Annotated in this window: 19 protein-coding genes; all 19 read right to left on the bottom strand. The window is 58.9% G+C overall.

Annotated elements, in window-relative coordinates:
* Positions 1-85: 85 nt before the first annotated feature.
* The 19 genes from D4A39_RS03205 to lpxB all read right to left on the bottom strand — a co-directional run bounded on the left by D4A39_RS03205 (position 86) and on the right by lpxB (position 22,503).
* Positions 86-1,624: a GMC family oxidoreductase gene (locus tag D4A39_RS03205; RefSeq protein ID WP_022984296.1), complete on the bottom strand. Its 1,539-nt coding sequence runs from the start codon at positions 1,622-1,624 to the stop codon at positions 86-88.
* The gene (locus D4A39_RS03200) at positions 1,621-2,265 is read right to left on the bottom strand and encodes a hypothetical protein (protein WP_022984295.1); all 645 of its coding nucleotides are present in this window, start codon (positions 2,263-2,265) and stop codon (positions 1,621-1,623) included. The genes D4A39_RS03205 and D4A39_RS03200 overlap by 4 nt, the downstream gene beginning before the upstream one ends.
* 129 nt (positions 2,266-2,394) lie before the next feature.
* Positions 2,395-3,300, bottom strand: a complete 906-nt coding sequence (locus tag D4A39_RS03195) for a cation diffusion facilitator family transporter (RefSeq protein WP_022984294.1) — start codon at positions 3,298-3,300, stop codon at positions 2,395-2,397.
* Between the two features lie 20 nt (positions 3,301-3,320).
* Entirely contained in the window at positions 3,321-4,106 is a 786-nt protein-coding gene (locus tag D4A39_RS03190; protein WP_022984293.1) for a peptidoglycan DD-metalloendopeptidase family protein, read from the bottom strand.
* Positions 4,107-4,125: 19 nt separating this feature from the next.
* On the bottom strand, positions 4,126-5,037 hold the full coding sequence (locus D4A39_RS03185; RefSeq protein ID WP_022984292.1) for a DUF368 domain-containing protein: 912 nt from the start codon (positions 5,035-5,037) through the stop codon (positions 4,126-4,128).
* Between the two features lie 228 nt (positions 5,038-5,265).
* A complete protein-coding gene (locus D4A39_RS03180) occupies positions 5,266-5,928 on the bottom strand; it encodes a protein-L-isoaspartate(D-aspartate) O-methyltransferase (RefSeq protein WP_022984291.1) in 663 nt (220 codons plus the stop codon).
* A gap of 14 nt (positions 5,929-5,942) precedes the next feature.
* Positions 5,943-6,971, bottom strand: a complete 1,029-nt coding sequence (truD, locus tag D4A39_RS03175) for a tRNA pseudouridine(13) synthase TruD (protein WP_022984290.1) — start codon at positions 6,969-6,971, stop codon at positions 5,943-5,945.
* Positions 6,968-7,441, bottom strand: coding sequence for a 2-C-methyl-D-erythritol 2,4-cyclodiphosphate synthase (gene ispF, locus D4A39_RS03170; RefSeq protein ID WP_031225982.1), 474 nt, complete (start codon positions 7,439-7,441; stop codon positions 6,968-6,970). Before ispF ends, truD begins: the two co-directional genes overlap by 4 nt.
* Before the next feature lie 5 nt (positions 7,442-7,446).
* The gene (ispD, locus tag D4A39_RS03165; RefSeq protein ID WP_031225980.1) at positions 7,447-8,154 is read right to left on the bottom strand and encodes a 2-C-methyl-D-erythritol 4-phosphate cytidylyltransferase; all 708 of its coding nucleotides are present in this window, start codon (positions 8,152-8,154) and stop codon (positions 7,447-7,449) included.
* Positions 8,151-8,513, bottom strand: a complete 363-nt coding sequence (locus tag D4A39_RS03160; protein ID WP_022984287.1) for an FtsB family cell division protein — start codon at positions 8,511-8,513, stop codon at positions 8,151-8,153. The genes ispD and D4A39_RS03160 overlap by 4 nt, the downstream gene beginning before the upstream one ends.
* A 6-nt stretch (positions 8,514-8,519) precedes the next feature.
* A complete protein-coding gene (eno, locus tag D4A39_RS03155) occupies positions 8,520-9,812 on the bottom strand; it encodes a phosphopyruvate hydratase (protein WP_022984286.1) in 1,293 nt (430 codons plus the stop codon).
* Positions 9,813-9,832: 20 nt separating this feature from the next.
* A complete protein-coding gene (gene kdsA, locus D4A39_RS03150; RefSeq protein ID WP_022984285.1) occupies positions 9,833-10,681 on the bottom strand; it encodes a 3-deoxy-8-phosphooctulonate synthase in 849 nt (282 codons plus the stop codon).
* Positions 10,682-10,705: 24 nt separating this feature from the next.
* Positions 10,706-12,334: a CTP synthase gene (gene pyrG / locus D4A39_RS03145; protein ID WP_119917471.1), complete on the bottom strand. Its 1,629-nt coding sequence runs from the start codon at positions 12,332-12,334 to the stop codon at positions 10,706-10,708.
* A 285-nt stretch (positions 12,335-12,619) separates the two neighbouring features.
* Positions 12,620-14,527: a RecQ family ATP-dependent DNA helicase gene (locus D4A39_RS03140; RefSeq protein WP_119917470.1), complete on the bottom strand. Its 1,908-nt coding sequence runs from the start codon at positions 14,525-14,527 to the stop codon at positions 12,620-12,622.
* Positions 14,528-14,636: 109 nt separating this feature from the next.
* Positions 14,637-15,929 (bottom strand): tRNA lysidine(34) synthetase TilS, encoded by a 1,293-nt coding sequence (tilS, locus tag D4A39_RS03135; RefSeq protein WP_022984282.1) that lies wholly within the window; start codon positions 15,927-15,929, stop codon positions 14,637-14,639.
* 2 nt (positions 15,930-15,931) lie between these two features.
* Complete coding sequence (locus D4A39_RS03130) at positions 15,932-16,903, bottom strand: acetyl-CoA carboxylase carboxyltransferase subunit alpha (RefSeq protein ID WP_022984281.1); 972 nt, start codon at positions 16,901-16,903, stop codon at positions 15,932-15,934.
* A 286-nt stretch (positions 16,904-17,189) separates the two neighbouring features.
* The gene (dnaE, locus tag D4A39_RS03125; protein WP_022984280.1) at positions 17,190-20,708 is read right to left on the bottom strand and encodes a DNA polymerase III subunit alpha; all 3,519 of its coding nucleotides are present in this window, start codon (positions 20,706-20,708) and stop codon (positions 17,190-17,192) included.
* Entirely contained in the window at positions 20,705-21,349 is a 645-nt protein-coding gene (gene rnhB, locus D4A39_RS03120; protein WP_022984279.1) for a ribonuclease HII, read from the bottom strand. Before rnhB ends, dnaE begins: the two co-directional genes overlap by 4 nt.
* On the bottom strand, positions 21,346-22,503 hold the full coding sequence (gene lpxB / locus D4A39_RS03115; protein ID WP_022984278.1) for a lipid-A-disaccharide synthase: 1,158 nt from the start codon (positions 22,501-22,503) through the stop codon (positions 21,346-21,348). Before lpxB ends, rnhB begins: the two co-directional genes overlap by 4 nt.
* Position 22,504: the final 1 nt, after the last annotated feature.

Genomic DNA, 22,504 nt, shown 5'->3' with positions numbered 1-22,504 from the left:
GTCTATAACAAACCGTAACAAACGCCAAAGCCCGCAATGACGCTACCGCCAACGCGGCAGGTCATTTGGGTCCGGCCTTGAGGAATCAGGCCATATGGCGGGCAATCCGGGTAGCCAGGGCGTATACCGTTATCTGGGGATTGACGATGATCGAGGTCGGCAGCAGGCTGGCATCGGCCACATAGAGCCCTCTCACGTCATGGGTCTCACCGTTGGCCTTGACCACGCTCTGCTCAGGGTCTGCCCCCATCCGACAGGTCCCCTGCGGGTGGTAACTCACCATTCTCAGGTGCTGTGGCAGGTTTTCGAGCCCGCCCACTTCCCTGTCGATATCGCCCTCATTACGAATCACACGTTTGTCGCTGGCCGGCACATAGACTTCCGTGGCGCCGGATGCCAGATGCAGGCGCGCCGCGGCCTTGATAGCACGCTGCATGGACGGAAAGTCCATGTCACTGAGCTGGTAATCAATTTTCTTTTTCTCGCCATCCCATTCGATACGGCCAACATTGTGATCATGAATCAGGGTAACCAAGCCGGCCAGATATTTGGCATTGGCCATGTAATCCATGAATGGCGCCCCACTGCCCGGCTCGGCCAGCATCGACATTTCCACCAGCCCGAAACCACCATCCTCCAGGACAAAGCCCCCCTTGTCAGGGTGCTCAAACTCATCCACATAGACCCCGAGCAAGGCCCCACGCCAGGGGTGGACAGGTTCTGGATAACGGGCAGCGACCAGCAAGGACGGGTGGCAGGCAAAATTTCGTCCCACCATGTCTGAACGGTTGGCCAGCCCGCTCTTGAGCAGCAGGATCGGTGACTGCACAGCCCCCGCCGCCAGTACCACGCGAGGTGCCGTCACCCGCAGGGTGGCAGCCTGACTGCCATCATGACGGGTAATGACCGCCTCCACTCCCGTCGCCTCGCCGCCTTCCGCCAGAATGCGTTCGACCCGGGTATCGGCATAGATCTTCGCACCATGGGCAACCGCCCACGGGAGATAGGTGACCAGCATCGATTGCTTGCGCTCTGTCTTGCAGCCAGACAGGCAATGCCCCGTCAGGCCACACTCGCGAATATTGCGTTTCAACGGTTTGACCGACCAGCCAAGCTTGTTCGCGCCGGCACGGATCAACCAGCCATGGCGGGCTATCTCGTGGGGGCCGTTGTCGTGCACCGACAGATTCTTCTCGACCTCATCGAAATAAGGCGCCAGTTCGTCCCGCGTCAGCTCATCGAGCCCGAAGTCCCGCTGCCAGTCCTCCAGGATGAAATCCGGGGTGCGAAAGCATACGCAACCATTCACCACCGTAGAGCCGCCCACACAGGCACCCTGCAGCACCAACAGGTCACCGCTGCTGTTGGTCTGACCACCATGGTCTTGATAAAGGGTTTCCAGGCTGTTGGTGAATTTTTCAGTAAAGTCCTGTGAGGGCACGTAGGGGCCTGCTTCCAGCACGATGACCTTCTTGCCTTTACGTGCCAGCTCATAGGCGGCCACCGCCCCTCCGGCGCCCGAGCCCACCACCACCACATCGGCCTGTAACTCAAGATGCGATTCCGTCACGTCGCTGGCTTCGTGGACCTTCAGGCCCGAGGCCTGCCACTTCACTTCACTCATGCGTTATCCCCCTCAGACAGCGTTGAGGCCATGTTGGGTGACTCAGGCATAGGCGCATTGCCCAGATAAGGCAGCCCCCAGCGGTCACTGACCGGACCATCGAACTCAACCGGCGCCCAAGTGGCCTCCTCCTGCCAGTAGGCGCTGTAGACCAGCTGTTTGATGACCGTCGCCAGAGTTCGCTGAATGACACTGCCCTCCCCCCAACGGTCGAAAAATTCACAGGCCTGAGCGTCGTCAAGATCCACAAAACGACAGCCATGACTGAACACTGCCGCGTTATCGAAAAGTCCCAGGCCGGTGCCCAGTTCCTTGCGGGTTACAGGATCAAGATAGCTGAGGGTCTGTTGAACGTTCTGCACTACCGGTACCTTGTCGCTGTGAACAAGGGCGGTGCCAGTCACCGGCAGCAAGGCCTGGCGAGCACGTTCGAACAGATGAAATTCGGCAGCAGACAAGCCGGTGGCCCACGGGGGGACTGGCTGGTCGTCCAGGGGAGAACGGCGCAGTAGCGCAAAGCCACCCGCCGCCACAGCAGCCACACCTGCAACCCCGAAAAGACCGAGTTTCAGAAAACGGCGGCGGGCCATTCCCTGCTGCCAGACGGCAGAAATTCGGCGTGACTGAAGGTGACTGTTCATGGCATTTCCCGAGCTGACAGCATTCCGGCCAAGCTAAAGAAAAGCCCACTTGAATACAATATGTTTACCTGACACTGCGAGTTGACCGCACAGCACAACATTCGCACAGAGCGTGTCTACTGCTGTGGATCAGTCCCCTTCCACAGGGACCCGATCCCCTACGGCGACAGGGTCCTGGTGGATAATCACATCAGCATTCGGAAACGCACTGACGATATCGTCCTGTATCTGGCAAACCAGCGTATGGGCCTGCCTCAGGGTCAGGGTTTCATCCAGGTCAACGTGCAGCTGAATAAAACTGGTTCGACCGGACTGCCGGGTACGCAAGTCGTGAAATCCCAATGCCTGCGGATGAGAGGACACAATGGCAGCAATCCGGGTACGGACATCATCGGGCATTTCCCGATCCAGCAATAACTGGCACGCATCCCAGGCGATACGCCATGCGCTGAACAGGATAAAAATCGCGATTACAAGCCCAACCGATCCGTCCAGCCACAACCAGCCAAGCTGGCTCAGGGCCAGCACCGCAATGATCCCCACATTGACCGCCAGGTCTGACAGATAGTGCAGCGAATCTGCCTCAATCGCCGTAGAGCCCGTCTCGCGGACCACATATTTCTGGATCAGCAGAAGCCCGAATGTCAGCACGATGGAGAACACCATCACCGCAATGCCAACGCCGCTCTGTTCTATCGGAGAGGGTTCGAGGAGCTTCAGTACTGATTGATGGATCAGAAACAGCGACGATGCCGCAATAAACAGCGCTTGCCCCAGCCCGGCAAGCGCTTCCGCCTTACCATGACCGAAACGGTGTTCGTTATCCGCAGGCACCAGGGAATAGCGGATCGCAAAGAAATTGATCAAGGACGCCAGCGAGTCCATGACAGAGTCCACCAGTGAGGCCAGCAGACTTACCGAACCTGTCAACAACCAGGCCACCGTTTTCGCAGCAATCAACATCAGTGCGGTCAGCACCGAGGCAGCCGCGGCCATATGCAACAAGCGGTGCTCGCGGGGAGTATCCTTGGCCATTTCCTTGGACTCGGGTCGGGTTATTGTTTTGGAAGATACTGCATGGGATCCACCGGCTTGCCGTCCTTGCGGATTTCGAAATGCAGCTGGGTACGGAAAGTCCCACTGGAGCCCATGGTCGCCACCTGCTGTCCCGCTTTTACCGTATCGCCTTCCTTCACCAGCATCTTGTCGTTGTGTGCATAGGCACTCAACCAGCGCTCACTGTGTTTGATAATCAGCAGATTGCCATAACCGGTCAGGCCACTGCCCCGGTAAACAACACGCCCATCGGCGGCGGCAACCACCGGACTGTTATGGCGTCCTGAAATGGCAATGCCCTTTCGACCGGAGCTGGCATTGGAAAACCGCTCAACGACACTGCCGCTGGCAGGCCAGCGCCAGGTAACCGGGCCAGCCACTGGTGTACCTGAAGATGGCGCCGGGGAAGCCGTCGATGACGGTTTCGGGGCGGGTTTGACCGCCGGAGAAGGCTTGGCAGCCGGTGCGGGCTTGCTGGCTGATGACGGTTTGCTCGACGTCACCGGGGCCGTGGCTGACGATGACGCCAGCGCCAATGAAATACGCTGCCCCGGATAAATGGTATAGGGCGCCGGGATGCGGTTGGCCTTGGCCAGCTCCCGATAATCCCAACCATAGCGCCAGGCAATGGAATACAGGGTCTCACCTTCACGCACATGGTGAGTCCCGGAAGTGACCTTGCGCTGCCTGGCATCCTGCCCATAGATATCGACCACAGGCGCAAAATTCTTCGCGCTGCAGCCGCTCATCAGGACCAGAAACAGGATTGCCGCAATACCACGCATCAGTTCGGGAAGATGTCCTCTATTGCCGACGGGAATCCGCATTGTGCAGCGGTGCCAGCCGGTGCAGTAATGCAACCAGAATGATCGCGATCACTGCGGTACACAACGATAACAGCAGCCGGGCGTCTTCACCGGTCGCTGCCGCATAACCCGCCGGGCTGAACCACTGGTCGTTCAATCCGCTGGCATCCGCGACCCGCCACGGCCACAGCTTTACCAGGGAGCCAGCCATAAAACCCGCCAATAACGCCATCACGGTGTCATGGAAGCGCTGCAGAGTCCATTTGAGCACATGGACAAAACTCAACAAGCCCAGACCACACCCGACAAGGAACGCAGCCAGCAACGCCCACTGCCCATTCTTTACAGCTTCAAGGACCGGCTGGTACATGCCCAGTAAAAGAAGGATAAAACTGCCCGAAATGCCGGGCAGAATCATGGCGCAGATCGCTAACATACCGCTCAAGAAGAACACGGTAGCGCCAGCACCATCGGCCGATACCCCCGGTGCAAGCGCAATCAGCACCGCAATGGCCGTGCCGGCACAAAAGGCCGCAATCTGCACAGGGCCACGTTGCGTTAGCGGGTACAGCACCAGGAAGATACTGGCAACGATCAACCCGCTGAAAAACGCCCATACAGGAACAGGGTGTGCTTCAAGCAACCAGGTAATGACCCGTGCCAACAAGGCAATGCTGGTAAAAATGCCGGCCAGCAGCGTCAGCAAAAACGTGAAATTACCCTGCTGCCAGGCTGCCACGAAGCCTTCCCGTCGCCACACACCCAACAGACGTGGGGTGATTCCCCCCAGGGTATTGATCAGCTCTTCGTAGATGCCAGTGATCAGCGCCAGCGTGCCACCGGATACGCCGGGCACCACATCCGCGGCCCCCATGGCCATGCCACGAAAGAAAATACCGGGTCGAATCATCACTGTCCTCTTACATAACGCGGCATGCTGCAGCGGCTTAACACTGCTTTTTATTGTCAAACGGCTTTGACCTCAACGAGGCGATTTGGTTGAAAGTTCAAAGTTGAAATGCGCATAACACCAATCGTGTTCTGGAACGTCTTATCCGCGCTTCACGGATTCGGACGTTGAGTTAACCTGGCAGGTCACGACAAGCAAACTCGCGCTTTTCAATTTTTAACTTTCAACTCATCTCATCACACCACGCTGGAAGGGGACAAAGCGCACCGCATCCAGTGACTGGCGATGAAACTCGTCGCCGTCACGATCCACGACCGTCAGAATCTGCTTGCGATCGTCCCCGACCGGCATGACCAAACGACCGCCGTCGGCCAGTTGATCGAGTAACTCCCGGGGGATATCGGCCCGTGCACAGGCCGCCAGAATGCCATCAAACGGGGCCTCGCTTTTCCAGCCGAAGCCCCCATCGGCGTGCTTAAGCTGTACCTTGGCAAGCCCCAGTCGCAACAAGCGCTTGCGTGCCTGATCCTGTAAGGGTCGGATACGCTCAACGGAATAAAGTTCATCACAATACGGTGCCAGAACCGCAGTTTGATAACCGCAACCGGTACCGATTTCGAGAATTTTGCGACGTCGATCACCGGCCATCAACAACTCGGTCATCCGTGCGACGACCCAGGGCTGGGAAATGGTTTGCCCGTGGCCAATGGGCAGGGCGGTATCGTCATAAGCCTGATGTGCCAGGGCTTCTTCGATAAAAAGATGGCGGGGTGTATTGCGAATGGTATCCAGAATTCGCTCATCCTGAATACCGGCATCCCGAAGCCGCTGCACCAGACGATCCCGGGTCCGTGCAGAGGTCATACCGATGCCGCTAAGTTGGATATCCATGCTGTACTTCGTTTCTATGCAGTCGGATCCTGTGAGCGGATCAACTCTGCCATGACTGTCGTAGCAAAAGCGCCTGTGGGTAGCACAAAGGCCAACTCCAGGCAGTCTTCCCCTTCCCTTTCCTGCCGCCAGGACCATTGCAAATCCCGTACCGGCAACCGTGTCGCCCGGCGTGCTTCCTCCACGCCTTCGCGACACAACCCCTCAATCACCGACTCGAAGGGCGCTAACACCTGCTGTTCAAGATCGCGACAAGGGCCAGATGATGCCATGCCCGGCACGCCCGGCAAAGGGGCGGTGGGATGCACCTCTGCCTCGGCAACACGGCGCCCCGCATCACTGTCCTCGTCGGCACGGAACAGTCCCCGGCTACCTTCCGGTTGCAACAGATCCCCTTCTAGCACCTGATTCCACACGCCACGTGTCACCCGCTCAGCGAGCACCCGGTTAAACAGGTCACTGCGAACCGCAGACAGCCAAAGGCCGCGCAAGGACTTCTTGCGTGGCGCTTCTCCGCCACTCAGCCATTCACTGCCACGTACCAGATTGCCCGCCCCACGGCCGAAGCGCTGCTCGCCAAAGTAATTAGGGACCCCTGCCGCCATGATGGCCTGCAGCCGCTGCTCAACGGCCGCCCGTTCCCCCGAGAATCTCGTGGCCCTGATCACGAAAGCGTTGGCCCGATGGGTGCCCCGGTTGAGCTTGCGGCGATGCCGGGCGGAATCACACAAACGCAGCCCCTCTGGCCAGCTGAAGGCCGGGTCTGCCTTGCCAGGAAGATGCAGGCTGAACCACTGGCGGGTAATCGCATGCTTGTCCTTCAAGCCACTGTAGCCCACCGACAGGCGATGGACGCCTGCGGATTTCGCCAACCACATGGCCACATCTTCCGTATTCCAGCCGGTTTTCTCGATATGCAGCCACAGGTGCTCGCCGTCACCCTCCGGCTGGACATGCATGACCTCAAAGACCTGAAAATCTGCCGGGATTGCCTTCAGCGTAGCCTCGGCAACAGGGCCGCCATGGGCACAGGGGAGGCTCACCGGGACTCGATCAGCACCGCCGCCTGTACGGCGATGCCTTCCTTGCGACCGGTGAAGCCCAGCTTTTCGGTGGTGGTTGCCTTTACGGAAACCTGATCGATAGTGCAGTCGAGAATGTCAGCAATGCGCTGGCGCATGGGGGTAATGTGCGGCGCCAGCTTCGGGGCCTGGCAGATGATGGTCAGGTCGGCATTACCGAGCTGCCAGCCTGCCTTGAGGAGGTCCGCATAGATCGCCTTTAGCAGCGTGGCCGAATCGGCACCTTTCCATTGCGGGTCCGTATCGGGGAAGTAGTGACCAATATCCCCCAGGGCCAATGCCCCCAACAAGGCATCAGCAAGGGCGTGGAGAGCCACATCCCCATCCGAATGGGCTTTCAGCCCCTGATTATGAGGGATGGCAAGCCCGCACAGCATGACATGGTCACCCGGCTCAAAGGCATGAACATCAAAACCCTGACCTATTCGCAATGCCACTACTGTTCTCCGGTTTCAAACTGACGGGCAAGATAGAACCGGGCAAGCGGCAAATCTTCGGGCACGGTGATCTTGATATTGTCACTCTGCCCCGCCACCAGTCGCGGCCGGCCGCCCTGTCGCTCGATGGCTGAGGCCTCATCCGTGACCCCGTCCAGGTCAGCGCTCAAGGCCTCATAAAGCCGGGCAGCAGGAAACAGCTGTGGAGTCAGCGCTCGCCAGATCCGCTCGCGATCCACGGTAGAATCAATGTGCAGGTCCTCTCCAGACTGCTTGATGGTATCCACCACCGGCAAGGCCAGAATCGCCCCCTGTTCGTCACATTGCTCCATCAGCGCCTGAATATCGGAAAGGCGCACCAGGGGACGGGCCATGTCATGCACCAGTACCCAAGCCTCTTCGCCCCCATCCATTAGCGCCTGAGCCACCCCGTTCCGCACCGACTCGGCACGGGTCTTACCCCCTGCAACGGTTGAAACCCGACGGTGAGAGGCGACCGGCAAGGTCGGCCACCAGGGGTCCTGGGAGGACACCGAGACGATGACGCTGTCGATGGGAGAAAACGACAACAAACGCCCCAGGGTATGCTCGGCAAGTGTCTTGCCGGCCAACGTAAGGTACTGCTTGGGAATGCCCGCCTTCATGCGCTCGCCCACGCCTGCAGCGGGCACGACGGCATAGACAGGGCCACGGATAACAGGATTCACTCGCTGCCCCGAGGTTGTTCAAGAATCAGGAAAAAGGTTTCACCGTCGCGGATCATACCCAGATCCTTGCGGGCGATTTCTTCCACCGCTTCCGTGCCTTGCTTGAGATCGTTGACGTCGGCGGCCATCAGGCGGTTTCGTTCTACCAACTTGGCATTGGCCCGTTTCAGGGTGGCGACATCCTTCTCCAGCATGGCCACATGGCGGAGACTGCCCTCACCAAACCACAGCCGCGCCTGCAACCCCAAAAACACCAGGGCCAGCAACGCCAGAGCCACCTGCCGCGCGGGAGACAGTTTGAATGCCTCCCGCTTGCTGGTGCCGCTGGTCTGTGCGTTGCTGGCCCGGGTGCCTGGCATGGTCAGTTAACCGAGGAACTTGAACTCTTTACGGCCATGATAGGCAACACGGCCCAGTTCCTGCTCGATGCGGATCAGGCGGTTGTACTTGGCCACACGATCGGAACGGCACAGGGAACCGGTCTTGATCTGACCAGCGGCAGTCGCCACCGCCAGGTCGGCAATAGTGCTGTCTGCGGTTTCACCACTACGGTGGGAAATCACGGCGGTATAACCCGCATCCTTGGCCATCTTGATGGCTTCCAGAGTCTCGGTCAGAGAGCCGATCTGGTTGAACTTGATCAGGATGGAGTTGGCCACCCCTTCATCGATGCCCTTCTTAAGGATCTTGGTGTTGGTCACGAACAGATCATCACCAACCAGCTGCACCTTGTTGCCCAGCTTCTCGGTCAGGATCTTCCAACCTTCCCAGTCCGACTCGTCCATACCGTCTTCGATAGAGATGATCGGGTAACGGTCACACAGTTCGGCCAGGTAATCCGCAAACTCCGCAGAGGTCATGCTGCGGCCTTCGCCGGCCAGCACGTATTTGCCGTCCTTGTAGAATTCGCTGGAGGCGCAGTCCAGAGCCAGGGTAACGTCTTCACCCGCCTTGTAGCCCGCGATCTCGATGGCTTCCATGATGGCTTCCAGCGCCGCTTCGTTGCTGGGCAGGTCGGGGGCAAAGCCGCCTTCATCGCCAACGGCGGTGTTCAGACCACGCTTCTTCAGTACCCCTTTCAGGGCATGGAAGATTTCTGCGCCGTAACGGATCGCTTCTGCCACCGTGGAGGCACCTACCGGCTGCACCATGAATTCCTGGATATCCACGTTGTTGTCGGCGTGCTCACCACCGTTGATGATGTTCATCATCGGTACCGGCAAGGAATATTCGTTGTCATCATCCTGCAGGTCGGAAATGTACTCGTACAACGGCTTGCCCTGATCCGCTGCCGCGGCCTTGGCCACTGCCAGAGAAACGGCCAGAATAGCGTTGGCGCCCAGCTTGCCTTTGTTCTCGGTGCCATCGGCATCGATCATGGCCTGGTCAATACCTTTCTGGTCAGACGCTTCCTTGCCGATCAGCAGCTCGCGAATGTCGGAATTCACATTGCCAACTGCCTTGGTAACCCCCTTGCCCAGATAACGACTCTTGTCGCCATCACGCAGCTCCAGCGCTTCTCGGGAGCCGGTAGAGGCACCGCTGGGAGCACAGGCACTGCCGCTGGCACCAGACTCAAGGATTACATCGGCTTCAATGGTCGGGTTGCCGCGGGAATCGAGGATTTCGCGGGCTTTGATGTCAACGATCTTGGACATGACAGACAGTCTCTCTTAACTCAGTTGTTTTCAAAGGCAGGCAGTGCCTTGACGGTATTATCCAGGGTTTGCATCTGTGCCAGGAATGGCTCCAGGCGGTCCAGTCTCAGGGCGCAAGGGCCATCGCATTTAGCGTTATCCGGGTCAGGGTGCGCTTCGAGGAACAAGCCTGCAATGCCCTGGCTGATCCCGGCACGACCCAGCTCGGCTACCTGGGCACGCCGACCATCCGCACTGTCAGCACGACCACCCGGTTTTTGCAACGCGTGAGTCACATCGAAAAAGACCGGGTAATTGAACTGCTTCATGATGCCGAAGCCCAGCATGTCAACCACAAGGTTGTTATATCCAAAGCTGGAACCGCGCTCACACAAGATCAGCTGGTCGTTCCCGGCATCTTCACACTTGTGGAGGATATGCCCCATCTCGTGGGGGGCCAGAAATTGCGGTTTCTTGATATTGATGATGGCATTGGTTTTCGCCATGGCCACTACCAGATCTGTTTGCCGTGCCAGAAAAGCTGGCAGCTGGATAATGTCAGCTACTTCCGCCACCGGTGCGGCCTGATAGGGCTCATGCACGTCGGTGATGACCGGGCAGTTGAAGGTCTTTTTCACTTCCTCAAAGATCTTCAACCCTTCTTCCATACCGGGGCCACGGTAGGAACTCAGCGAAGAGCGGTTAGCCTTGTCAAAACTGGCCTTGAATACCCACGCAATCCCCAGCTTGCTGGTGACTTCGGCGTAAGCTTCTGCCACCTGCATAGCCAGATCACGGGATTCCAGCACATTCATGCCACCAAACAGTGCCATGGGTTTATGGTTGGCAAATTCCAGTCCGCCGAGGCGAATAGTTTTCTGATCCGTCACAGGACACGACTCCTTGTGCGCGACTTAATTAGCGGCCTTTTGCGACAAAGCCGCCGCCACATACCCCTTGAACAAACCATGGCCATCACGCGGGGTGGAAGTGAATTCAGGGTGGAACTGACACGCCACAAACCACGGGTGATCCGCCACTTCGATAACTTCTACCAACTCACCGTCGTGAGAACGGCCTACGATCTGCAGTCCTGCCGCCTCCAGCTGCGGCAGATAGTTGTTATTCACCTCATAACGGTGGCGATGGCGCTCGACGATTTCTGTCGTGCCATAACAATTTGCTGCCCGGCTTCCTGCTTCAAGAATACATTCCTGCCCACCCAGACGCATGGTGCCGCCCAGATCAGAGTCGGCAGAGCGCTGTACCTTGTGACCATCTTCTGTGGTCCACTCGGTGATCAGGCCAACCACCGGGTCCGGTGTAGCCGGGTTCAGCTCGGAAGAATGCGCCTTTTCAATACCCGCCACATGACGAGCGTATTCGATGACAGCCAATTGCATCCCAAGACAGATTCCCAGATACGGCACCTTGTTCTCGCGAGCATACCGAATCGCGGCAATCTTGCCCTCCGTACCCCGGTCACCGAAACCGCCGGGCACCAGGATCGCATCCAGGCTATCCAGAACACCGGTGCCGTCACGTTCAATATCCTCTGCATCCAGATACAGGATATTGACCTTGGCACGGTTGCTGATGCCGGCATGGGTCAGAGCCTCGTTGAGAGACTTGTAGGCATCCACCAGCTCGATGTACTTGCCCACCATGCCGATGGTGACTTCCTGTTCGGGATTGAGCTGGGCTTCAACCACACGGTCCCACTCGCCCAGATCCGGCTCAGGCAGATCCAGACCAAACTTGTCCACCACAATCGCATCCAGGCCTTGCTCGTGCATGCCACGGGGGACCTGATAGATGGTCTTGCAGTCTGGAGAGGAGATCACCGCCCGCGCTTCCACATTGGTGAACAGGGCGATCTTCTCACGGGCGCTCTGCGGGATCGGGTCGTCGGCACGACACACCAGAATGTCTGGCTGCAGGCCAATGGAGCGCAGTTCTTTCACTGAGTGCTGGGTGGGTTTGGTCTTGATCTCCCCGGCAGTGGCGATGTACGGCACCAGGGTAAGATGCACCAGCAAGGAATGGCTCGAACCCAGCTCGACACGCATCTGACGTGCCGCCTCCAGGAAAGGCAGGGATTCAATATCCCCGGCGGTGCCACCGATTTCCACGATGGCCACATCGGCATCCCCTGCCCCTTCACGAATCTTGAGCTTGATCTCGTCTGTGATGTGGGGGATCACCTGCACGGTGGCCCCCAGGTATTCGCCGCGGCGTTCCTTGTCCAGAACATCCTGATAGACACGCCCCGTGGTGAAACTGTTACGACGGTTCAGGCGAGTTCGGATAAAGCGCTCGTAGTGCCCCAGATCCAGGTCGGTTTCAGCACCGTCCTCGGTCACGAACACCTCACCATGCTGATAGGGGCTCATCGTGCCCGGATCTACATTGATGTAGGGATCCATTTTGATCAGGGTGACGTTAAGACCGCGAGCTTCCAGGAGGGTGGCCAGGGACGCAGAGGTGATCCCCTTGCCCAGAGATGACACCACGCCGCCTGTGACAAAGATGAAACGAGACATGCACTCACCAGTGAATAGTGGGTTGGTAACGCCTTCAGCAAGTGTGTACTGGCCCAATAAAAAAAACACCCTGCACGTTCAGCAACGGGCAAGGGCTTTTCTTGGTACGGATTGGCCAGCGACGCAAATGGTGAATGAACACCTGAAAATTCAGGGGCTTGCGCTACATCAGGACGGGAGAAAATATTAACAGAACCGCCCTGCCGCCTCAATCAGGAATCTGCATTACAGAACAATAAATCCTCCCGCCGAGAGTGCCAGCCCGAAACACTGGCCACAGCGAGGTCAGCCACAACACCGCAGCACCTCGACAAACGGCGTATCCACCAAGGCCCCAAAGGCAGGATGCCGCGCCAGCCGGGCACGGCTCGAGCGAGGACTGCTAATACCACACAGGAAACGGGCCAGCTGGCGAGCAGAGAGCAGCGCCTCATGCCCTTCGGCCTGCAGCGTCCTTACCAGGCTGGCATCTGGCTGTCCGACAAGCCGCTTGGGGAGCATCACTGCCTGCCCCTGACACCCGCTACATTGTCCACAGGGCGCCGCCAAGGCCTCACCAAAGTAACGAACCAGGGATTGCTGGTAACACCCGGAACCGCAGACCCACTGACAAACCCGGTGTAGCCGTTGAATATCCCGCTCTTCCCGCGATACAAATTGACTATTCATGCGGGCAATCAGTGAATCCGGTGAGGCGGGTTTGTCCACTATGCGATAACCCTGGCGCACACCGGCAACACGCAGTTCAACCATTCCCTGCTGCTCCAGATACCCCAGCGCGTTGAGAATCCGTGTGCGATCTGCCGCCAGACGGCGGGATGCATCTGCGGGCGTCAGCGTTAACCAGGTTCGCCCCTGTTTTCCAGTGGCAAACAGCTGCTCAAGAAAGGCCGCCCGCTCTTCATTGAAACTCGCCAGAATCTGATCCCGGGGCACCTGAAAGCCCACCTTGTATTCCGTGTAAAACGGCGCCGTTGCCCGAATCACACCCTCAAGCTCCAGATAGGTCAGCAAGGTATTGATCACCAGCGGGCGCACATCGAATTGCCAGGAAAGCTCATGCACAGACAAATCAAAACGGTCGGGTTGTTGCAGCAGCCAACGAATCAGCCCATCCAGAGCCTGCGGGTCAGGGGTATCGCCATAACTGAAATTTTCCAGCACCGTCAGGTCATCGGAGCTGGCCAGCAGCAGGCATCGCGAAGACTTGCCGTCACGCCCGGCTCGTCCAATTTCCTGCATATAGTTTTCCAGGGATTTGGGTAGGTTATAGTGATAGATACCCCGGATATCGGCCTTGTCGATCCCCATCCCGAACGCAATCGTTGCCACAACGACCTTGACGGCCCCCGCCATGAAAGCTTCCTGCACCCCATGGCGGTCCTCATCTTTTAGCCCGGCATGATACGCCTTAGCCACCAGCCCCTGACTCTCCAGAAACGCCGCCACCTTCTCGGCGGTTTTCTGCAAGGTCACATAAACAATGGCAGACTCCTCCCCCCGTGCCCTTAGTGCGTCGAGTAGAGCCTTGTCTCGATCAGCAGCAGGCGTCGGCCTCAACTCGAGTGAGAGATTGGGGCGAAAGAACCCGGTCTGGACATGATCTTCTGGCGCGATGGCAAAGCTGTCTCGAATCTGCTCTGCCACCTGAGGGGTCGCAGTGGCAGTCAGGGCCAGCACCCTCCCCACCTGAAGCGTCGTCGCCAGCTGCGCCAGTTTCAGGTAGTCCGGCCGAAAGTTATGCCCCCATTCCGACACGCAATGGGCTTCATCCACCGCCATCATGCTGATATTCATGCTGCGCAGCCGGGCCAGAAAACGCTCGTTGGCGAGTCGCTCTGGTGCCACATATAAAAGCTTGATATCGCCGCTCTCCAACCCCTGATAAATCGCCTGTAACTGTTCCGCATCGACACTGGAATCCAGCCGCGCCGCAGCAATACCCAGAGCATTGAGTTGATCCACCTGATCTTTCATCAGCGCGATCAGCGGCGACACCACCAGAGTCACACCCTCCAGCATCAGGGCGGGTAACTGGTAACAGAGACTCTTGCCGCCGCCGGTGGGAAATACTGCCAGCGCCGATCGGCCCGCGAGCAATGCCTGAATTACCTCCTGCTGTCCGGGGCGAAAGCCCTGAAGACCAAAGGGGCGCTGCAACAGCGACTGGGGGTCATGCATCGTTATATCCATGGAAGGCGCCAGAATTGAGCAACAGAGTGTGGCAGGACACTTCATCGGATGCGATACGCACAGCGCTCGAGAGGGTGTCAGCCAAAGCAGATCGGCGTTGTAGGCGAACTCAGGGGGACGCCGGAGTCAGAAACCACGGCTGCGCCTGCTCAACAGGCAGGCCATCTGCCAGACCGCAGCCAGGAACGCTCAAGACCGCCCCGTCACGGCACAGCAAAGGCCATTGGCGCCGCTGCCATGGCGGTACGCCAGCCGCCCGCCACAGCTCCTTGATCTGTTGGTGCATGCCGTTGCGGCGCAATGTCATTGCCCCCATGAGCGGCTGCACCGTCAGGTCACCAGGCGGGCGCAGTACGGCAATGGCATGATGGCTCTGCTCTTTCGACCACTGCCAGTTGGGGATATCCGGCGGCACCGCCCCCTCATGCCAGACCGCCTCACCCTGCCAGGGCGCAAAGTGAGAGCGGCGCCCGAAATACAAGGCACCACGATATAGCCGCAAGGCGTTGTCACCCCATTCTACCTTGCCCTGACTATCCTCCAGCGCGGCCTGCAATAGCCGTATTTGTTCCAGCACCGCTGCACTGGGAGCGCCAGCGCCCAAGCCGACTAACCACCAGCGCAACAGGTTACGCTGTCGCGCTGTCGTCAGCGCCGCCAGACCTCTCAGGGGCAACACCACGCCCTGTACGCCCGCCTCCACAGCATCCGCTTTTGCCACTTCTTCCAGGAGTTCTGCCGCTTCAGCCATGTGTTCAGCCGTCCGTGACAGGGTGGCATCCGCCCCGGGCCAGCGTTCGCGTAACGCGGGCACGATACGGTGTCGCAGGTAATTGCGTCGATGGTGTTGATCACCATTACTGGGATCCTCCTGCCACTGAATGCCACTCTCTTCAGCCCAGCTCTCCAGTGTCGCCCGACCGATGGCCAGCAAGGGGCGCCACAGGGGCACGCCCTCTCGCCCGCTTCGCTCCCGCATGGCAGAGAGGCCCTGCACCCCAGCTCCTCGCAGCAATCGGAACAGCAGGGTCTCCGCCTGATCATCACGATGATGGGCAGTGACCAGCGTCGCCTGCCGCGCAGAGGCCATCGGCAACAGCGCTCCGTAACGGGCATCTCGCGCCCCGGCCTCCAGTCCTTCAGCGGGGTCTACACAAACCTGGGCGAGCGCAAAGGGAACGCCGTATTCCTCGACCTGCCGTTGGCAGAATCGGGCCCAATCGCCACTTTGCTCCTGTAACTGGTGGTCGACATGCACTACCGCCAGGCGCGGGGCAAGCCCGGCCTGGACCAGAAGATGAAGAAGAAGGGAGGAATCGAGCCCGCCGCTGAGAGCCAGCAGCAAAGGCCCGGGAGGTGCCTGCTCTGCCAAATGACGGCAGAACGCGGCCTGGTCATTCATGGTTACTCGTCAGCGGACTCACTGGTGAAATTACCGTAGCTCATCAGGCGATCATAGCGGCGCTCGACCAGCGCATCCGTGTCCATGCTGCCCAGGGTTTCCAGCTGGCGCACCAGTGACTTGCGAATGCTTTCGGCAGCCATGTCGTGATCGCGGTGGGCGCCTCCCAGAGGCTCCTTGATCACTTCATCCACAATGCCCAGTTCGTGCAGTCGCCCAGCAGTCAGGCCCATGGCTTCCGCCGCTTCCGGAGCCTTGTCGGCGCTGCGCCACAGGATAGAGGCACAACCTTCCGGCGAAATCACCGAATAGGTAGAGAATTCCAGCATCTGCAGGTGGTCGCAAACGCCAATGGCCAGCGCACCACCGGAGCCCCCCTCACCAATCACCGTGGCAATAATCGGGGTTTTCAGCTGCGACATGACTCGCAGGTTACGGGCAATGGCTTCGGACTGGCCGCGCTCTTCGGCATCAATCCCCGGGAACGCACCCGGGGTATCAATGAACGTCAGGATCGGCATGTGGAAACGCTCGGCCATTTCCATCAGCCGCAGGGCCTTGCGGTAACCCTCCGGCTTGGGCATGCCAAAGTTACGGCGGACCTTTTCCTTTACCTCGCGCCCTTTCTGGTGACCGATCACCATGACGGGCTGATCATTCAGACGCGTGATGCCGCCCACGATCGCCGGATCGTCGGCGAAGGCCCGGTCGCCATGCAGCTCATCAAATTCGCCAAACACCCGCTTGACGTAATCGAGCATGTAGGGACGGCGGGGATGACGGGAGATCTGTGAAATCTGCCAGGACGACAAGTTGCGGAAAATGGATTCCGTCAGCGTGATGCTCTTTTCCTGGAGTTTGGCAACCTCTTCAGAGATGTTGACCTCACTGCCGCTGCCCACCAGCCGCAATTCCTCGATTTTCGCTTCCAGGTCTGCGATAGGTTGTTCAAATTCGAGGAAATTCGGGTTCATAGTCGAGCCTGTATCATAAATGGGTACTGCCGCAGCCTGTTTCCCTGGCTCCGACACCTTTCAGCCTGCACAAGTGTAGCGGCAACCGGCCGAAAAGGTCGAGACGTGGTCGCGGGACGAAGGTTGCAAACTGTTTCAACAGGAGAAGCAGCATGCAGCACGTTATGCAACACGGACAATATCCGCTTTCTTCGCCCTCAGTGCCCCCCTGGAGACATGAGGTCACCATGCCCTCCAGGCATTCGGTGATTCGTCCTTCGTTGTCGCGTGAAGTGGGGCGTGCCCCTCAATACTCCACCCGAACCGCCTGATCCCCGAATTGCAGCCGCAGCTCTTCTACCAGGGAATCATGGGGGCTGATTTTCCACTCATCCCCCAGCCAGAAACTGGCCGCCGCCACCGGATGGTCCAGATCCAGCAGGACCGGGGTACTGCCCCCCTGATACGGAGACAGGGTCTGCTGCAGCCGGTTGGGGGTTTCCTCTGTTACCGGTACCGCCACGCGCAGGCGACGGGCAAACGCTTCCCGGGCCTGACGCATATCCATGACTTCGTCAGCAACCAGATTGAAGCCGCCGGTGTATTCATCGCTGCGTACCCCGCCCTTGAAAATCAGCAGGGCATCTTTCTGGACCAGATCGCCAAATTGAGCAAAGGTCTTGCCAAAGACAGAGACCTCTACCCGCCCGGTTTTATCATCCAGCGTGACAAAAGCCATCCGCTCGCCGCTGCGCTTGCTGCGGGTAATCCTTAATGCGACCACCAGGCCGGCAACCATGGCCGCCTCGCCTTTGGCCGTAGGCTGCAACGAATTCAGACGCGCAGAGACAAACTGCCGTACTTCCGTTTCGTACTGATCGATGGGGTGACCTGTCAGGAACAATCCCAGGGTATCCCGCTCGCCGTTGAGCCGGGTGTCATCGTTCCAGTTGCGGGCCAGCTTCCACTCGACTGCGGTAGCCGGGCTTTCGTCCACCGCCCCAAACATGTCGATCATGCCGGCCGCTTCATTGCGCGCGTCCTGATCGGCCGCCGCAATGGCATCTGGCAGCGTGGCAAGGATGGACGCACGATCATGGAAGCTGTCGCCGTCTTCCGCTGACGAAGGCCCGAGTTTGTCCAGCACACCGGCACGCACCATGGCCTCCAGCGAGCGGCGATTGATTTTCTTCAGGTCGATACGACGGCAGAAATCGAACAGGTCCCTGAATTCCCCCTTGCCGTCATCCCGTGCGGCAACGATGGCATCAATAGGGCCTTCACCCAGGCCCTTGATGGCACCAAGGCCATACACGATGTCGCCCTCCGGGTTCACCGTGAAGCGGTAACCACAGGAGTTCACATCCGGCGGCAACACCTTGAGCCCCATGGTCTTGCACTCATCGATGAAGGTCACCACCTTGTCGGTGTTCTGCATATCCGCAGAGATGGTGGCGGCCATGAATTCCGCAGGATAGTGCACCTTCAGCCAGGCCGTCTGGTAGGCCACCAACGCATAGGCCGCCGAGTGGGATTTGTTAAAACCGTAGCCGGCGAATTTTTCCACCAGATCGAAGATCTTCATCGCCAGGGTCGGGTCCACACCCTGCCCTTTGGCCCCTTCCTCGAAAATGGCCCGCTGTTTGGCCATCTCCTCCGGTTTCTTCTTGCCCATGGCGCGGCGCAGCATGTCGGCGCCCCCGAGGGTATAGCCGGCCAGCACCTGGGCAATCTGCATCACCTGCTCCTGATACAGGATCACCCCGTAGGAGGGTTTCAGGATCGGCTCAAGCCACTCGTGTTGGTATTGAGGGTCAGGGTAAGCCAACGGCTCACGGCCGTGCTTACGGTTAACAAAGTTGTCCACCATTCCTGATTCCAGTGGGCCCGGTCGATACAGGGCCACCAGAGCGATAATGTCTTCAAATACGTCAGGCTTGAGCTTCTTGATCAGCTCTTTCATGCCCTGACTTTCAAGCTGGAAGACCGCCGTGGTATCACCACGCTTGAGCAGGTCAAAGCTGCCACTATCGTCCAGCGGGATATGATCGATGACCAGATCGTCCTGCCCTTCCCGCTGACGCTTCACATTGGCGGCCTTCACGGCCCAGTCGATGATCGTCAGGGTCTTCAGACCCAGGAAGTCGAACTTCACCAGCCCGGCCGCTTCCACATCATCCTTGTCGTACTGGGTCACCAGATTGGTGCCATCTTCTTCACAGTATAACGGTGCGAAATCTGTGAGCTTGCCAGGGGCAATCACCACGCCCCCCGCATGCTTGCCCACGTTACGGGTCAGCCCTTCCAGCTTGCGGGCCATCTCCCAGATTTCGTTGGCAGAGTCCTTATCGGAATTCTCATCGCTTTCGAGAAACTCCCGCAGGGTTTCTTCCTGTTCCAGCGCCTTGGCCAGGGTCATGCCCGGAATGCCGGGGATCATCTTGGAGAGCCGATCCGCGAGGCCGTAGGGCTTGCCTTGTACCCGTGCCACATCGCGCACCACCGCCTTGGCCGCCATGGTGCCGAAGGTAATGATCTGGCTCACCGCATCACGGCCGTATTTGTCGGCCACGTAATTGATGACCCGGTCCCGCTTCTCCATGCAGAAATCCACATCGAAGTCAGGCATCGAGACCCGTTCCGGGTTCAGGAATCGTTCGAAAAGCAGGTCGTAACCAATGGGATCGAGATCGGTAATATTCAGGGCATAGGCCACCAGCGAGCCCGCACCGGAGCCCCGCCCAGGCCCGACCGGGACTTCATTGTCCTTACCCCACTGGATAAAGTCGGCAACGATGAGGAAGTAACCCGGAAACCCCATCTGATTGATGATATCCAGCTCGAACTTGAGGCGGTCATCGTATTCCTTGCGCTTGCTGGCATATTCCGGATCAGTTTCATCCAGCAGCACCTTCAAGCGCGCTTCGAGCCCTTCCCGGGACACCTGCTCGAAGTACTGCTCGATGGTCATGCCATCAGGAATCGGAAAGTCCGGCAGAAAGTTCTCGCCCAGGCGGATATCGAGGGTACAACGCCGGGCAATCTCTACGGAGTTTTCCAGTGCCTCGGGCAAGTCCGAGAACAACGCCAGCATTTCCTCTTCGGATTTCAGGTACTGCTCTTCCGAATACTTCTTCGGTCTGCGTGGGTCATCAAGAGTATTGCCATCGTGGATACAGACCCGGGCTTCATGAGCCTCGAAATCCTCACGGCGGATAAACCGCACATCGTTGGTGGCCACCACGGGAATCCCCAGCTGGCCGGCCAGCGCTACCGTGGCATGGAGACAGTCTTCATCACCGGGCCGAGAGGTTCGCTGAACCTCCAGATAAAAACGGTCACCAAACAGGGACGCCAGCCAGCTGGCCTGCTGGGCAGCAAGATCATTTTTCTCTGCCAGCAGCAACTGGCCGATTTCGCCCTGACTGGCAGCAGAAAGAACAATCAGGCCTTCGCTCAGCTCGGCCAGCCACTCCGCCTTGACCAGGGCCCGTCCCCGATCCTGGTTGGTCTGCCAGGCGCGGCTGATCAGCAAGGTCAGGTTCTGGTATCCCGCTTCGTTCAGGGCAAGAAAAGACAGATAGGCGGGCTCTTCCAGATGGGTGCTCTCAACCCACAGATCCGCCCCCATGATCGGTTTAACACCGGCTCCCATGGCCGCCTTGTAGAATTTGATCAACGCAAACAGGTTGGAATCATCCGTCACTGCCACAGCCGGCATGGACTGGCTACCACAGGCCTTGATCAACTCCTTGACGCGCACCACCCCATCCAGCAGGGAATAATCGGTGTGCAGGCGCAAATGGACAAAACGCGGTTCGCTCAAAACAACTTCCCTTGTGCAATAGCGGCAGACACCGGGCCAAAGGAGCGTCGATGCTCGGCCAGGGCGCCATGTTCGTTCAGGGCGGCAAGGTGCACCTTGGTGGGGTAACCCTTGTGGCGATCGAATCCGTACTGGGGATACTGTTCGTGGAGTTGCTGCATCTCCCGGTCCCGGGCCACCTTGGCCAGAATGGATGCGGCTGAAATCGCAGGGACACGCCCGTCCCCTTTTACCACGGCCTCCGCCGGGCAGCCGAAAACCGGAACCCGGTTACCGTCCACCAGCACTGCGCCGACGTCAAGGGGGAGCGCCGCCACAGCCCGTTGCATGGCCAGCATGGTGGCATGCAGGATATTGATCTGATCAATTTCTGCCGGTTCAGCTCGCCCCAACGCCCAACACAGCGCCTTCGATTTGATCTCATATTCCAGCTGCAAGCGCTTCTTTTCAGTCAGTTTTTTGGAATCCGCCAGACCCTCAATGGGCTGGGCGGGATCCAGAATGACCGCCGCGGTCACCACCGCACCAACCAGTGGCCCCCTGCCGACTTCATCGACACCCGCGACCCGCATTCCCGGCTGCCACTGGAAACGCGATGGGATAAAAGGGTCATCCTGTGCGTATTCAGCAAAGGGGTTCACGGCGTACGCTCCAGCAAGGCGCTGACGGCCTCGGCCGCCTTTTCACTGGCCCCACCACGTAATTGCTGATGAACCGCCTGGAAGCGCGATATCAGCGCCCTCGCCTTGTCAGGATTATCCAGCCAGTGTCCAACCGACGCCACGATGGCATCCGTGGTCAACCCGTCCTGTATCAGTTCCGGGACCATCTCTTCACGGCACAGCAGGTTTGGCAGTGAGACAAATTCGCTTTTCACCAGCCGGCTGGCAATGGCAAAAGTTACCGCGCCAACCCGATACCCCACGACCATGGGTTTGCCGACAAGTAAGCCTTCCAGGGTTGCCGTTCCGGATGCCATCAGGATCACATCCGCTGCGGCCATCACCGTTCGGCTCTCGCCATCAATCACTGTGACCGGTAACCCGGGGTGGCCAGCAAGCAACGCTTCGATCTGCTCCCTGCGCGCCGCATTGGCTGCGGGCACGACAAATTGCAGCGCCGGTCTCTGACGATTCAGCACCACCATGGCGTCGAGGAATGCAGGCATCAGCTGACCGACTTCTCCGCCCCGGCTGCCGGGCAGCACAGCCACCGTGGTCGCATCCGCCTCCAGGCAGAGTTGACGACGAGCCGCCGCAGAGTCGGTTTCCAGTGGTACTCGATCCGCCAGGGGGTGCCCTACAAATGCCACAGGCACCTGGTGTTCTTCGTAGAAACGCGCTTCAAATGGCAGCAGACAGAGCATCAGGTCGATACTCTTTTTAATGCCCTTGATGCGGCCTTGCCGCCAGGCCCAAACCGAAGGGCTCACATAGTGAACCGTCTTGAGCCCCCGGTCATGCAGGCGCCGGGCAATGGGTAAGGTAAAGTCAGGGGAATCAATCCCAATGACCACATCAGGCTTTTCGCGCAGCAGAAATCTGACCAGTTGCTTGCGCAGACGGAGCAGCTCGGGAAGGTGGGAGAGCACCTCGGTGATACCCATCACCGAGAGCTTTTCCATGGGGAACAGGCTTTCGAGACCTGCCGCCGCCATCTCCTGGCCACCCACACCGATAAAGCGGGCACCAGGATAACGAGCCTGCAGGGACTGCATCAGGCCAGCGCCCAGAATATCGCCGGAGGCCTCTCCGGCGATCAGGGCAATCAACGGAGCATCCATGCGCTGGCCCATA

Source organism: Alcanivorax profundi (assembly GCF_003597125.1).
GTDB lineage: Bacteria > Pseudomonadota > Gammaproteobacteria > Pseudomonadales > Alcanivoracaceae > Alcanivorax > Alcanivorax profundi.
The sequence above is the reverse complement of the archived record's forward strand: the minus strand, read 5'-3'. Positions and strand labels throughout refer to the sequence as shown.